13 protein-coding genes are annotated in these 14,818 nt (G+C 54.2%); 8 read left to right on the forward strand and 5 right to left on the reverse strand.

Annotated elements, in window-relative coordinates; genetic code table 11:
- Positions 1–55: 55 nt before the first annotated feature.
- From lolB1 to DYU11_RS03215, 6 genes are all read left to right on the forward strand, one after another.
- Entirely contained in the window at positions 56–913 is an 858-nt protein-coding gene (lolB1, locus tag DYU11_RS03190; RefSeq protein WP_119666182.1) for a lipoprotein insertase outer membrane protein LolB1, read from the forward strand.
- A 24-nt stretch (positions 914–937) separates the two neighbouring features.
- Positions 938–2,359, forward strand: a complete 1,422-nt coding sequence (locus DYU11_RS03195; RefSeq protein ID WP_119666183.1) for a murein hydrolase activator EnvC family protein — start codon at positions 938–940, stop codon at positions 2,357–2,359.
- A 96-nt stretch (positions 2,360–2,455) separates the two neighbouring features.
- A complete protein-coding gene (gene panB / locus DYU11_RS03200; protein WP_119666184.1) occupies positions 2,456–3,274 on the forward strand; it encodes a 3-methyl-2-oxobutanoate hydroxymethyltransferase in 819 nt (272 codons plus the stop codon).
- Positions 3,275–3,311: 37 nt separating this feature from the next.
- On the forward strand, positions 3,312–4,043 hold the full coding sequence (locus DYU11_RS03205; RefSeq protein WP_119666185.1) for an RluA family pseudouridine synthase: 732 nt from the start codon (positions 3,312–3,314) through the stop codon (positions 4,041–4,043).
- Between the two features lie 631 nt (positions 4,044–4,674).
- Positions 4,675–5,019, forward strand: a complete 345-nt coding sequence (locus tag DYU11_RS03210) for a DUF8478 family putative metalloprotein (RefSeq protein ID WP_119666186.1) — start codon at positions 4,675–4,677, stop codon at positions 5,017–5,019.
- Between the two features lie 129 nt (positions 5,020–5,148).
- Positions 5,149–7,566, forward strand: coding sequence for a TonB-dependent receptor (locus DYU11_RS03215; protein ID WP_119666187.1), 2,418 nt, complete (start codon positions 5,149–5,151; stop codon positions 7,564–7,566).
- Positions 7,567–7,649: 83 nt separating this feature from the next.
- Here the strand turns inward: DYU11_RS03215 and DYU11_RS03220 are convergent, their stop codons facing one another.
- The 5 genes from DYU11_RS03220 to DYU11_RS03240 form a co-directional block, all read right to left on the reverse strand.
- Complete coding sequence (locus DYU11_RS03220; protein WP_119666188.1) at positions 7,650–8,867, reverse strand: pyridoxal phosphate-dependent aminotransferase; 1,218 nt, start codon at positions 8,865–8,867, stop codon at positions 7,650–7,652.
- 111 nt (positions 8,868–8,978) lie between these two features.
- Positions 8,979–9,476: a 2-amino-4-hydroxy-6-hydroxymethyldihydropteridine diphosphokinase gene (folK, locus tag DYU11_RS03225; RefSeq protein ID WP_119666189.1), complete on the reverse strand. Its 498-nt coding sequence runs from the start codon at positions 9,474–9,476 to the stop codon at positions 8,979–8,981.
- Between the two features lie 61 nt (positions 9,477–9,537).
- Positions 9,538–10,533, reverse strand: a complete 996-nt coding sequence (locus DYU11_RS03230; RefSeq protein WP_119666190.1) for a formylglycine-generating enzyme family protein — start codon at positions 10,531–10,533, stop codon at positions 9,538–9,540.
- A 65-nt stretch (positions 10,534–10,598) separates the two neighbouring features.
- Positions 10,599–12,455, reverse strand: a complete 1,857-nt coding sequence (locus DYU11_RS03235) for a hypothetical protein (RefSeq protein ID WP_119666191.1) — start codon at positions 12,453–12,455, stop codon at positions 10,599–10,601.
- Positions 12,445–13,041 carry an RNA polymerase sigma factor gene (locus DYU11_RS03240; protein ID WP_119666192.1) on the reverse strand — a complete coding sequence of 199 codons (597 nt, stop codon included), beginning with the start codon at positions 13,039–13,041 and terminating at the stop codon, positions 12,445–12,447. The genes DYU11_RS03235 and DYU11_RS03240 overlap by 11 nt, the downstream gene beginning before the upstream one ends.
- A 196-nt stretch (positions 13,042–13,237) precedes the next feature.
- Here DYU11_RS03240 and DYU11_RS03245 point away from each other — a divergent pair, with 196 nt between their 5' ends.
- Positions 13,238–13,933: a hypothetical protein gene (locus tag DYU11_RS03245; RefSeq protein ID WP_119666193.1), complete on the forward strand. Its 696-nt coding sequence runs from the start codon at positions 13,238–13,240 to the stop codon at positions 13,931–13,933.
- A 38-nt stretch (positions 13,934–13,971) separates the two neighbouring features.
- Positions 13,972–14,787 (forward strand): PepSY-like domain-containing protein, encoded by an 816-nt coding sequence (locus DYU11_RS03250; RefSeq protein WP_119666194.1) that lies wholly within the window; start codon positions 13,972–13,974, stop codon positions 14,785–14,787.
- The last annotated feature ends 31 nt before the right edge of the window (positions 14,788–14,818 follow it).

Here is a 14,818-nt window from a genome sequence, read left to right on the forward strand (position 1 = left end):
GGTGAGTATTCAACTCAAACGCTGAACTACGAACGACAAACTACGAACCAGTTACATGAACAAATACCTTCTGTTTGCCCTACTAGTAGGGGTTTTATTAAATTCGGAAGGCTGCCGTCGTAGGCGGTTGTCGCGTTCGGCTCCTCCCCGCTCTATTCCCGCCGATACTGTTGTTGCCACCCGCCCTACGCCCCCTGCTGATACTGCCAAAGCGCCGGTTCTGACCCGGCCCGGCATCGACGAAGCCCGCGCTATTGTTGCCGAGATTGATTTCAAGTACCTCGTCGCCAAGTCGAAAGTATCCTTCAAAAGCAAAGACCAGGACATTAGCAACGCCAACGTAAATCTCCGTGTTCGCAAAGACAGCGTGATCTGGTTCGCCGTGACGGGGCTGGGGCTCGAAGTAGCCCGGGGAATGATTACCCGCGACTCAATCCATATTCTGGATAAAATTCACAAGGAATATGCAGCCTACGATTTTCCAACCTTAAGCCGTCAGTTTAACTTCAACCTGACGTTCGATCTGCTCCAGGCGCTCATTGTGGGTAATCTGCCCTTACCTCAGAAACCAGCCCAGAAGGTAAAACGGGACCGGGACTACCTGCTCCTTCGGCAAACGGAAGGCAAAGTGCTGGTCGAGAATTACATTGGCGAGGAAGATCGTAAGCTGAAAAAACTGATGGTGGTCGAACAGCCAACCCGGAATACACTGCGGCTGGATTACGAGAACTTTGCAGCCCTGAACAATTTTCTGTTTCCGTTTACGAGCCTGATTACACTGGACTACCAATCCAAAACCGACGGGCAGTACTACCAATCGCTGCTTCGCGTTCAGCACAACAAAGTTGAACTGGTGGATAAAAATCCCGGGTTTCCGTTTACCATCCCGGCAAAATATGAGCGCCGGCCGTAAGCAAACCAGTCGATTGACATAACTATGCAGATTACAGCTTTTTTTCAATTACTTTTTCGAGTTTGGAGTATCGGTGCCGTAACAATCGGTTTGCTTGTGCCCGTGTCGGTATGGGGGCAGCAAACCCAGCGGAATCGCCAGACGCTGGAAAAAGAAAAGAAGCAGAATCTGGAGAAAATGAATCAGATCCGGACCATCCTGAAGCAAACCGCGTCGGAAAAGCAGGTAGGCATGGGTCAGTTGAAAGCCCTGAATCAGCAGATTCAGGCGCAAACCCAACAGATCAATCTGATTAACAAAGACCTCCGCCTGACAGACACCGAAATTGCCGAATTACGTCAGGCCAGCCAGGCACTGAAACGAGACCTGGAGAAACTGAAGGCTGAATACGGCGCTATGATCTACGCGGCCGATAAGCGCCGGCAACAAGTCAATCCAATCAGTTTTCTGTTCGCATCCGAAAGCTTCAACCAACTCGTCGCCCGCTACAAATACCTCCGTCAGTACTCCGACGCCCGCCAGAGCCAGGTTCGGCAGATGAACAACATCCAGGCCATGTTGCAGACCAAGCAGCAGGTTACGGAACGAAAACGGAAAGAACAGCGTGGAGCCCTGGTTGCCAAAGTACAGGAGAGCGAAAAACTCACCTCTCTGAAGGAAGAACAAAGCAAGGTGGTCAAAGAACTTAGCCAGAAAGAAGTGGAATTACGCACCGAACTGGCTGAGAGTCGCCGGGCCGTAAATCGGCTCGAAGCCATGATAACGCGGATCATTGCGCGGGAACGGGCCGAACGCGAAGCCCGCGAACGCGCTGAACGGGAGCGGCTGGCCCGGCTGGAAGCGGCCCGGAAAGCGGCCGAGCGGAAACGCGCCGAAGAAGCCGCGGCCGCCGGCGAAAAACCAGCTAAGACCGATGCGGAGGTGGCCGCGGCTGAACGGGAGGAAGCTGCTGAAGCGGCTGCCCGTAAGGCAAACGCGGCCCGCACCGACGAACGGCGTAATACTAACCTGAACAGCGAAGAAACCGCCCTGGCGTCGTCGTTTACGTCATCGCGTGCCCGGTTGCCATGGCCCGTATCGCGCGGCTTTATTTCGGACCACTTTGGTCGTAAGCCTCACCCCGTTCTAAAAGGAATTTACGTCGAAAACCAGGGCGTCGATATCCAGACAAACGCCGGTGAAACCGTACGTACCGTATACGACGGTATCGTGCAGGACGTAACGAGTATGCCCGGCATGAACAACGTAGTGGCAATCCAGCACGGCGATTATTTCACCGTATACGCCAAGCTCCGGAGCGTATCGGTCCGAACCGGACAGCGGGTGAAAGCCCGGGAGCCAATCGGTACGGTAGCTACCGACAAAAACGGCGTTTCAGAGCTGCAGTTTCAGATCTGGAAAGAATTTACCAAGCTCAATCCGGAGTCCTGGCTTATCCCTCGCTGAGTTAATCAGGCGGTAAAGGCAGTGGTACGTTCGTTTCGCGTAATTTTGCGCGGCCCCGGCTGATTAGCCGGCACTTCACCTTACTCACCATTGTCTATGTCCGTTCATAACCCCGATATCAAGCGCGTTACGACGCACACCATACAGGAACTTAAGAATAAAGGCGAAAAAATATCGGCCCTCACTGCCTACGACTATTCCATGGCGCGGGTAGTCGATGCGGCCGGTGTTGAGTTGATCCTTGTCGGCGACTCGGCCTCCAACGTCATGGCCGGGCACGAAACTACGCTCCCCATTACGCTCGATCAGATGATTTACCACGCCAGTTCGGTTGTCAGGGCTGTGAAGCGGGCGCTGGTCGTTGTCGATCTGCCGTTTGGCTCCTACCAGGGCAACTCATCGGAGGCACTACGGTCGGCCATCCGGATCATGAAAGAATCGGGAGCCCATGCCGTGAAGCTGGAAGGTGGGCTGGAAGTAAAGGAATCCATCGTCCGGATACTGAGCGCGGGCGTTCCGGTTATGGGCCACCTTGGACTGACTCCCCAGTCGATCTACAAATTTGGTACGTACGCTGTTCGCGCCAAAGAAGAAGCCGAAGCCCAGAAACTGATGGACGACGCCCGCATGCTCGAAGACATCGGCTGTTTTAGTCTGGTTCTCGAAAAAATTCCGGCATCGTTGACCAGGCAGGTGTCTCAGAGCCTGCACATCCCAACCATTGGCATTGGTGCCGGCCCCGACGCCGACGGTCAAATCCTGGTTCTGCACGACCTCCTGGGCATTACGAAGGATTTTAAACCGCGCTTTCTGCGCCGGTATGCCGATCTGAGCACAATCATTACCGAGGCCATTGCGCACTACGTCGATGACGTAAAAGCCCGGGACTTTCCGAACGAGAACGAAGCGTATTGAGTTATGTAAACTGGGCAGGCAAACTGGTCCGTGGGCTATGAAGAAGAAACCGTACCAGGTGGTGTATGAAGACAACCACCTGTTGATTGTCAATAAAGAACCGGGCATTTTAGTGCAGGGCGACCGTACCGGCGACGTTACGCTCCTCGACGTATTGAAAGAGTACGTTAAGGAGAAATACAACAAACCGGGTGATGTTTTTCTGGGGCTGGTTCACCGGCTCGACCGCCCCGTCAGTGGCCTGGTTGTGTTTGCCCGGACGTCAAAAGCCCTGGAGCGGATGAGCGAGATTTTCAGGAAGCGGCAGGTGCAGAAAACGTACTGGGCGGTTGTCCGGCAGAAACCACCCAGAGATAGCGATAAACTGGTCCATTGGCTGGTTAAGGACGAACAGAAGAACCAGACTACCGCCCACGAATACGAAGTACCGGGCTCCCAGCGCGCTGAGCTGACGTACCGGGTGCTGGGCCGGATTAATGAACACTACCTGCTCGAAGTAAACCCGGTTACCGGTCGACCGCACCAGATTCGGGCGCAGTTATCGGCGATTGGCTGCCCGATTCGGGGCGATATTAAATACGGCTACGACCGGGCCGTTCCCGATAAAAAAATATACCTGCATGCCCGGCGGCTTTACTTTGTTCATCCCGTCAAAAAGGAGCCCATTATCTGCAAGGCGGGCGTACCGAATGACCCATTCTGGGAAGAGTTTCTGGAACTGGATAAAGAGGACTACAAGGACAAAAACCTCAATTTCATATTTGAGTAAATGAAAAACCCGGCGGCTATTCAGTCACCGGGTTTAAAGTATATAAGCAAATGATTGTCCTAAATGTAAATATCAATCCATAGTAGCCTCGGTTTTACGGTGTGGCATAACGTCTGTCCACAGTTGGTCCATTACCCGATCAGCCATCTGGATTGCCCCTCGCAACGCGCCGAACAACATACACAACGGCAGGATGACGGGGAGGAAGAAAATCCATTGTAAAATCATGTACAAACGAACATTTTTCATCTCATGCAGCGGTTAAATTAAGCTAAGTTAAGTTTACGGTATTGTAGTTTGGGTTCGATCTGATTCAATGCACTGTCAACGCCATCGTATGAAACCCCTTTAATATTCAAAATTAACCTTGTGTTAATACAAAAACAAGAAATTTATTGAAAAGTTTAGTACAATAAGTATACCCTTTTCAGCAAATCTTTTGTTATTATTGTAACTTCATATAAAACATTAGCAAGTTTTAGGCCAAAGCAACAAAGCCAGTTTTTCAGTGTGGTTTGAACAGCCGCCTACCTGTTAAAAACTAATTCACTTTGAAGTAATACGAATTTAATACATTTACATAAAAATTGGGTTAAAATTTACTAGTGTGTTGCGATCCAGGCATTACCAGTTGAGAATTGCTCGCTTTCTGCTTGGTCTGTACGTTGCCATACTGACCAACGGGGTTGTTTTTCGCCATGCACACCGCCTGGCTGATGGAACAATCATCACACACGCACACCCCTACAAACCCTCTCCTTCCAGCCAGTTTCCGAATCACTCCCATACGCAGCAGGAACTGATCTGGCTCGATGGCATCAGCAATGCCCTCTTTACCAATCCAGATTCTTTTTTCTGGCAGCCCCTTGTGCTGATCCTGGCTCTGTTGATGCCGGTTTTCAGCCGTTTTACATTCTCCTTCGCTTCACCACTCATCGGATTTCAGCACCGGGGCCCACCCGTGGTTTTGGCTTAGTTGCTTGCTTTTTACATCGACAATGGCGTTGTGTACTCTTTCTGAGAATTGCTGAGAAGCTATCAGATCGCGTATGTGCGCACATTGGCTCGTAATCGTCCAGTTTGCCAAACCATACCTCAGGCCCCAATGCTTCGACTTCTCACATTCATTCTTTTACTGCCTGCCGCCGTATCGGCACAATCTGTACTCAGCGGCCGTGTTACAGACCGAACCACCCGCGACCCACTCGCTGGGGTAACCATTTACCTGCCCGGCCTGCAAAAAGGAGGGGCAACCGATACGCTCGGAAATTTCCGGGTTGCGGACCTTCCAGCCGGCTCTCACAAGGTAGAGATTCGTTTTTTGAGTTACCGGACCCAAACCCGTACCATTCGGCTTACGGGTGGGCCGGCAACGCTCGACGTGATTCTCGAACCCGAAGCCTCCCAGCTTCAGGAAGTAGTCGTTACGGGCCTTACGACCGGTTCGACGGTTAAGGAAAGCCCGGTACCAATCATGACGTACTCGAAAGTTCAGTGGCTTCAGACGAGTTCGACCAACCTGACAGACGCCGTCAGCCGACTGCCGGGCATGTCGCAGATCACGACCGGCGTCGGGCTATCCAAGCCGGTTATCCGCGGGCTTGGCTTTAACCGGGTGATCACCGTACACGACGGCGTGCGGCAGGAAGACAACCAATGGGGCGAAGAACATGCCCTGCAAATCGATGAATATTCGATTGATCGCTACGAGATTATCAAAGGCTCGGGTAGTATGCTCTATGGCTCCGACGGCCTGGGGGGCGTTATGAGTCTGATTTCGGCTCGTCCACCCGATCCGGGCGTTTATCGCGGGCAAATTCTGACCAATTACCAGAGCAACAACGGTCTGATCGGCTTGTCGGGCGTGGTTGAGGGCAACCACAACGGCGTTTTTGGCCGGCTTCGTCTGAGCCACAAAAACGCCGGTAATTACCGCAATCGGTACGATGGACGGGTCTATGGCTCAGCCTTCCGCGAGTTCAACGTGAACGGTACCATTGGCATCAACCGCCGGTGGGGATATTCGCAGATTTATTTTTCCAACTGGCATCAGGACATCAACATCGTAACGGGCGAACGCGACCAGACCGGTCGGTTCCAAAAGCTGGTCCGGATGGACAGCGACTCGGAAGCCCTCGCCCCCGTGTCGGACAGCGAACTACGTAGCCGGGCTATCAATCCTGCCAACTACCAGAACCTGAACCACATGAAAGTTTCGTGGAATACATTCACGAAAGTTGGAGGAGGTAATCTGTCGGCCATTGTCAGCTACAGTCAGAACCGCCGGCAGGAGTTTGCCAGTACCCTCACCCCCGGGCAGCCGGCCCTGTACTTCTTCCTGCAAAACGTTTTTTACGACCTGAAATACTATTTCGGTGGCAAGAACGGCTGGGATTTTACGGTTGGCGGAAACGGTATGTGGCAGTACAACCAGAACCAGGGACTTGAAGTACTATATCCGGGGTATAAGTCGTGGGATAACGGGGTGTTTGCTTTTGCCCAAAAGAAGACCGACCGGCTGACGGTGAACGGTGGGGTGCGGATGGATGTGCGCCAGATGCGGATTAATCAACTCTTTGCCGACAGCGAGGGCACGTTCAGCGAAACACCGATTCGCGGGGGCACGGTCCGGTTCGAAGGACTTGACAAGACGTATTCCAACCCGACGGCCAGTATCGGGGCTTCGTACAAACTTTCGGATCGCTGGACGGTGAAAAGTAACCTGGCCCGTGGTTTCCGGGCTCCGGCCACCCCCGAACTCTCGGCCAATGGCGAACACGCCGGTACGTTCCGATACGAGATCGGGAACCCCAACCTGCGTTCAGAAACATCGTGGCAGTACGACATTGGCGTGCAGTACGAAACACCGTCTGTGTCGGTTATCGCCAACCTATTCCAGAACCGGATTGCCAACTACACCTACTCCGAAAAGGTACTTGACCGGTTTGGCCGCGATTCGATTGTTGACCCGGCCCGCCCGATCCTGACGTACCGGTACGTTCAGGGAAATGCCGTTCTGTACGGCGGAGAAGCTCAGGTTACGCTGAATCCAAGTTCAGCCCGCTGGTTTCATTTTACGACATCGTACTCGTTGGTACGCTCGCGTAATCTGACAGCCACGTCGGATTCGGCCCGCTATCTGCCGTTTCTGCCTCCTCCGCGGCTGCTTAGCCAGTTGAAGTTTACCAAAGCGGAAAGCGGAACCCTGTGGCGGAACCTATACGCTCAGGTGGAGGTAGAGCACAACTGGCGGCAAAACCAGGCGTTGCTGGCTTATGGTACCGAAACCGAAACCCCGGCCTATACCCTGATTAATTTAGGAGCCGGTGGCGACGTACTGAGCAATGGACAAACCTTGTTCTCGGTGTACGTAGCTGCTCAGAACCTCTTCGACGTAGCGTATCAGAGCCACCAGAACCGGTTGAAGTATTTCGGCGAGAATCCGGCCACCGGACGATTGGGGGTCTTCAACATAGGCCGGAACGTGAGTGTAAAGGTGGTTGTCCCGATTGGGAGAAGATAAGATAAAATAAACGGAGAAGGGAGGCAGGGAGAAAGGGAAGTTGTTGCTTCCTTTCTCCCTGCCTCCCTTCTCCGTTTCTCCTTTTACTTCAGTGTAGCCACGGCATCTTTGATGCGCTGGATGGCTTCGGTCAGGGCTTCATCCGAGGCCGCCGTTGAGATACGCAGGCAGTTGGGAGCGCCAAAGCCGGAGCCCGCTACCGTCGATACGAAAGTCGTCCGAAGGAGCCACATAGCAAAATCATCGGAGTTGTTGATCATCGTTTGCCCGTCTGACTTACCGTAGTAATAGCTGATGTCGGGAAATGCGTAGAAGGCGCCCTGCGGTACGTTCGTCCGGAAGCCAGGTACTTCTTTCAGTAGTTTCACGACCAGATCGCGACGACGTTCGTATGCCTTCGCCATTTCATACGTCGGCTCCATCGTACCGAGCAGGGCTTCTACGGCCGCTTTCTGCGCGATCGAGCTGGTTCCCGACGTTACCTGTCCCTGCAGTTTCTCCACGCCATCGGCAATCCACTTGGCCGCGCCAATGTAGCCAATCCGCCAGCCGGTCATGGCAAAGCCCTTGGCCATGCCGTTTACGGTGATTACGCGGTCGGCAATCTCCGGAACGGACCCGATACTGAAGTGCCCTTCGGGCGTGAAATTGATGTATTCGTAAATCTCGTCGGCCAGCACGAAAATGTGTTCATGACGGGCTACAACCTCAGCGATCCCACGCAGTTCCTGTTCGGTATACACCGAGCCGGTTGGGTTGTTCGGCGATGCGTACATAACCACCTTCGTCCGGTCGGTGATGGCGGCTTCAAACTGCTCCGGCGTCACTTTAAAGTCATTCTCAAACGGCCCGTCCAGCACAACCGATACGCCCTCGGCCAGCTTCACCATCTCGGAGTAGCTCACCCAGTACGGCGAGAAAATGATGACTTCATCGCCCGGGTTAACCAGCACCTGCAGCACGTTGGCCAGCGAGTGTTTGGCCCCGGTTGAGACGACGATGTTTTCTGGTTTCCAGTTCAGATTGTTGTCACGTTTAAACTTATCGGCAATGGCTTTGCGCAGATCCGGGTAGCCGGCCACAGGCGTGTAGCCGTGGTAGCCTTCATCAATGGCTTTCTTGGCCGCTTCGCAGATATGAGCAGGCGTTTTGAAATCAGGTTCGCCGATACTCAGATTAATAACTTTGTGCCCTTGCGCAGCCAGTTCGCGGGCATTTTTGGCCATCGCCAGCGTCGAGGACTCCTCCAACGCATTGATGCGGTCGGCTAATAGACTCGTGGTGTCGAGCGTGGCAGACATAATCGGTGGTTATATTGATAAACTGACAACAAACTGACCACAAAGGTACTACCTTTTCAGCGCTAAGCTTTGATTTTTTAGAAATTAAAAACTGATGCTCTCTGTAACGATTTACGCGGATTGTCCGGGCACGTAGCGGCTGACCTGACTATTGTCGTCCAGCCCGTCTGTCAATTCAGTAGTGGTTTTGAGAAGAACCGGGTGCACGAATTCCGGAGCGATTTCGGCGAGGGGCACGAGCGTAAACCGCCGTTGATGCAGGTACGGATGCGGCACCGTCAGCGTGTCGGTATGCAGCACCAGCTGATCGTAATAGAGGATATCAATATCAATCAGGCGGGCACCCCACTTTTCGTGTCTCACCCGGCCCATTGCCTGCTCGATGGCCTGGGTTCGGGTCAGCGTTTCCTCCGGCGATAGGTCGGTCTGCACGGCTATCACCTGGTTCAGAAACGTGGGCTGATCCGTAACTCCCCAGGGGGCGGTTTCGTACACCGCCGACTGCCGTACTACGGTTCCTACCCGTTCGGCAATCAGATCGACCGCCCGACGTAACGTAGCCACGCGGTCGCCGAGGTTAGCACCGAGGAGGAGGTAGGTTACTGCCATACTTTCACGGCAGGCGGATTCATTCGCCTGCTACAGGAACAGAAGCGATTCACGTATCAGATTAATAATCCTTGATCGGCTCGATGTTGTAATACGCCTTGATGTCTTCGTCGCTCGGCTTGGTGGCCGGGCGGACAATGCGGAAGCCAACGAAGGATGCACTCGTTAACCACCAATCACTCTTGGGGCTTTGCGGATCAAGTACTTTCCACGACGGATCGGAGGGTGTGCGGGCCGCCGACCGCAACACGTCCGGGTCATCGTCCCACGAGCCGCCACGAACTGAATTAGGGTAGAGTGTCGTCGTCGGGGCGAAGGGTTCTTTCACGGCTCCTTTGGCCACCGAAGCGTAATAGGTCGGAATGTACTGATCTTTGGTCCACTCCATTACGTTGCCGTGCATATCGTATAAACCAAACGGATTCGGCTTTTTCGTTCCTACTTTCTTGTAAGCGCCATCGCTGTTTCCTTTAAAAACGGCGTACTCACCCAGCTTTTTCACGTCGGCTCCGAACGAATAGGGTGTCGTCGTTTTGGCACGGCAGGCGTATTCCCATTCGGCTTCTGTGGGCAGACGGTAAAAAATGCCCGTTTTATCGTACAGCCAGGCGCAGAACTTGATAGCTGCGTACTGGGTCATGTTGATGGCCGGATAGCCGGCCCGTCCCATCCCAAACGACATATCCACATAAGGCGGACTTGGCCGGGTGCTGGCATCCGTTTTACTCAGGTCGCCACCGGGGTATTTGGCCGCCATCTCCGTTTCCATATTCTTGAATGCGTAGAGATCGTACAGGTCCCACGTCACCTCGTACTTTCCCATCCAGAACGGCTCAATTTTTACCTTGTGCTGAGGTCCTTCATCAGGTTTCCGGCCCTTTTCGGTAGCCGGACTGCCCATCATAAATTCTCCGCCGGGGACAGCCGCCATCTCGTACGTCTGGCTGCTGCCGGGAATAACCTGCGTGTAGGAGGTAAACTTGTCGGGGGCTTGGGCAAACGCTGCCAGCGAACTCATCGCCAGCAAAACCGCCGGCACCAGGTGGGGTAAGCGCATATTCAGATTGTTGTAAGAGAAATCGATTTACCAACGAAAGGTAAAAATACGAACCTTCTCCTCACCTAAAATTGAAACAAGACCCGCGCCCGCACGCCGACCGACGTATTATTGAGCGAACTTGGCGCTATCCAGAACGGAATGGTAATGTATGGACTGGCCTGAAAAACGAACCGGTTCACCTGCTTCTCAACCCCCGCCGACACCATCCAGGAGTGGTAGAAATTGTTCGATTGCTGCTGCCGGAACTCAACGATCCGGTCCTTATCATAGCCTGGTTTCGGGCCAGGACCCGGTTGCGGTATCGGAATATACCGCAGCCGGAGCAGGTACGTTGCCTGCTCCTGGGTGTACACACTCAGATTGGCCCCCACCGAGGAGGTCAGCACGAAGCCCCGTTTCATAGGAAGCCGGTAATTCGCCGAAATGGGTACCTGCCAACTATAACCCTGCAGGGTTATATCCAGAATATCGTGGATGTATGTGACCCCCCGGCCAAAGTCCCGGCGAAAATCATGACGTTTCTCGGTACGGAACTGAACTTCAGTAACAAATCGCTCACTCGGCAGCCATATCCTGTTTAGACCAACGCCTACCGACCAGTGGCGCCCCAGCAGCACTTCCCCATAAGCCCCTACACTCTGCTGATTGGTACCCACCTCAGCGGCCCCGCCAATACGTATTTGCCCTGAAGGCGTCGGGCGGACGCTCACCGGTTCGGCATTTGTTACGTCCGCTGCCTTTTGTTTTGGCGTCTGTACAGCAACCAACGTAACGGGAGCGGAGGGCGCCGTCGGCTTAATTCGGCGGGCTCGTCGATTAAACCGGGTTATCAGGGCGTCGGTGTTGGGTTGTATGGTCAGCGGTTGCAGTGGTGCTACGGCCAGTTGAGTGTCGGGACGGCCGGTAGCCGTTTCGCTGGTACCCAATACGTCGGTAGCAGGCGGGTTTGTCGGCAACGCATCCGATTCACGTCCGGTTTGTATTCGCTCCGTAGTCCGACGTTCACGCCCGGGCGATGTCCCACCCGGCATACGGTTGCGAGCTGTCCGCTGATCTGACGCAGGGGATCCGGGCGGTTTTCCACCAGCTGATGTTGCCCCGGTTGTTGCTCCGGGCGTTTCGGCTGGCTGGGTCGCGTTCGTGGGTTTGTCAGCATTCGCCAACTTATCGACGGATGCATCGGGTGTAGTCAGTCCGGTCGGCTCGGTGCGGGCCGGGTCTGATTGGTTCGGCACCCGTCCTGACGCTATCGTTTTCTGGTTCGGAAGCGCTCCGGGCGCATTCGGGCTGCGCGTTACCGCGTCAGACGCTGGAACCGAACGAGTCTGGCGTGACTCGGTCTGATTCGCGTCTGACGTACCGTCAGACGCGCCACTAGCCGGAGAAGATTGCCTTAGCGTGACCCGGTCCGGCGTGACCCGGCTCGTTAAAGCGTCAGACGTACCGTCAGTCGAAGGAATAGGTTGTGGTACGTCAGCCGCAGTCCGATTTGACCGGGGGCGAGGCAATCCGGCGTTGGTTGTACTACCTTCTGTGAGCGTAGAGGTATTGGTCGATAGTGAAGGAGTCTGTTGGGGTTGGACGGGATTTACGCGGGCAATATATACCGTATCAGCACGCAACGGCGTTTGCTGAAGGGCAGTCTGAGACTGCTCCAGACGAGTCACCGTCTGGGTAAGCGAATCGAGTTTGGTCTGAAGCTCCCGGTTCGTCTGGTATTGCCAGACAATGGCAACCAGCAGGCTGGCGGCCGTCAGACCGGTAGCCACCGGCTGCAGCCACCGGCTGGCCCCAGACCAGGCCGGCGGGAAGCCATGCTGGTGCAGATACGACTGCATCCGTACCCAATCCTTTTCGCGATAGGTAGGCTGCAGGTCCTCCAGCTTTTGGCGGATACGATCATTAAACTTATCGTTCATACGGTCGAATGTCAGTCAAAAAAAAATGAGGATAGTGTCGCTTTATAAGTTGCTGAAGCCGCTGACGAGCCCGCAGGAAATGCGAGCGGACAGTCGCTTCGTTGCTGGGTAACAAATCGGCAATTTCGCGCAGGCTATAGCCATCAACAACGTGCAGGTTAAACACCGTTCGCCACAACGGAGGTAGTTCCTGCACCAGAGCCAGAATCTCTTCCGCTGTGATGCGATCCAGTACGTCGTCGTCAATCCCCGGCTCAGGACTATCTTCCAGCGACGAATCCGGTTCGTTTTTGTGATACCGGCGGTAGTAACTGATGGCCGTATTGACCAGAATTGCCCGCAGCCACGCCTTGAAGGGCTGATTTGTATCGTACTGATGCAGGTGCTGAAACACCTTCAGAAAGCTTTCATTGAGCACCTCCTCTGCTTCCTCGACCGTAGCCGAGTAGCGCAGGCAGACACTTTTGGCGTATCCAAAAAACTGTTTGAACAGAACCCGTTGTGCCTGCGCATTTTGAGCACGGCAGGCCTCAATGACACTCAACAGGTCATTTTCGGAAAAAGAGGAGCGTTTCCGGAACAGCAACGGCGTTGACGATTAAGTCAATAGATGTCTTTATCCTAGTCTGTACGCAGAAACGCTACCGATCGTTGCAGCGCCGGACCACTTTTTTTCGATTATTTTTTATTTCTAAAATTTTGAGTTCTGGCTGCAACGGAGCCTTATAGCACCGCGTAATGGCGGTTAGATGACCACTCACCTAAGGGATGGTCTCGCTTAGATGGCAGCAAAAACACAACGTATTCTCGTAATCGGTGGCCCGGCGGCCGGAGGCTTTGGTGTGAAGCCTGGCCAGGGCTTTGTCGAACAGTTTGTCCGGCGACTGATTCAATCCGGTCAGCGGGTGCAGGTGGAGTATCACACACCGCTCGACATCAGCTCGGCCAATCTGGTTCTTCCCTGGCTCTACGGTAGCCGGTACGACCTCATCCTGCTGGAGCTGGGCCATAGCCTGCTGCCCCGGCCGTCGGTACTTGTCGGATCAGTCAGTTCGTTGGTTCGGGTATCAGCCAATCTGGCCACCAGCCTGCGGATTAACCGGTTTCGGCTGTTTCACATGTTTGGCCGGGTAGCGCTTCTGAAACAACTGGAAACCCAGCTTACTACGCTGCTGACACAGCTGCGGCCATTCCGCCATAAGGTGATTCTGCTCACGCCCATTCCACATCGGGAGCCGGTGGCCCAATGGCTCTGCGAACGCAGCCGCCCCCTGTTTCAGGCATTAGGCGAACAGCACGGTATCAGCGTTTTTGACACCCATCCGCTGATTCGCTGCCAGAGCGAATACTTTCTTGATAACGATCCGCGGCTGTTAAGCGCCGTGAGCCACGAAATCATCGGCAGTTATCTGCACGCGTTCTACCAGGCCCTGCCCACGGTGATCGAGACGACCCCGGTTGCCCGTCCCGAAAAATGATCTCTTGCTTACCAATTAATCTACCTATATACATCTCCATGAAAATCAATTTATTGCTCGGTTGCATCGCCCTGATGGGCCTAAGCCTGTACGGTTGTAATCAGGATCAGACATCGGTTAATCCGGCCGATGAGGCAGAAACGACCCTGTCTGGTGCCCGCGTTACGTCCGACAGTGCCGGATTTTTCTGCAAACAAAAGCTGACGAAAGTAGCTACGGCCGATCTGCCGGCCGCTATCACGAGTTTTATCAGCACGAGTTACGCCGGCGCTACCGTTGAGTATGCGGCCAAGGATGACACTGGCCGTTTCTACGTCGGAATTGTCCAGAACAACCAGCCTAAAGCGCTGCTGTTCAACGCCGACGGCACGTTCAATCAGGAAATAGCGATGAAACCCGGCCGCCCAGGACCCGGTCGCGGACAGGGTGGCAAGCGGGATAGCCTTCAGCAAATTGCGCTGACGGATCTGCCCGCATCCATCACCAGCTACATCACCACCAACTACGCTGGAGCGCAGGTGAACGTAGCGGCCAAAGACAACACGCGCGGCTACATCGTCATGATTACGCTGAACGACGAGCGGAAAACCCTGCTCTTCAACACCGACGGTACGTTCAACAAAGAGCTGGAAAAGCAGCTGCGTGGTCGATTCACCGACATCGATATAGCGACGCTACCGACCGCCGTAACGAGCTACATATCAACTACCTACGCGGGCAGTACGGTCAGGAAAGCGGCCAAGAGCACCGAAGGTCAGTTCATTGTCTGGGTCCAGACTTCAAACAACCGGATGGTTAGCTTACTCTTCGCGGCCGATGGCCAGTTCATCGAGGTTGTTCGACGCCACCGTTAACTCACCAGTACGTAACAAAAGCCGGACGAGT

The organism is Fibrisoma montanum (genome assembly GCF_003583365.1).
In the GTDB taxonomy this organism is placed as follows: domain Bacteria; phylum Bacteroidota; class Bacteroidia; order Cytophagales; family Spirosomataceae; genus Fibrisoma; species Fibrisoma montanum.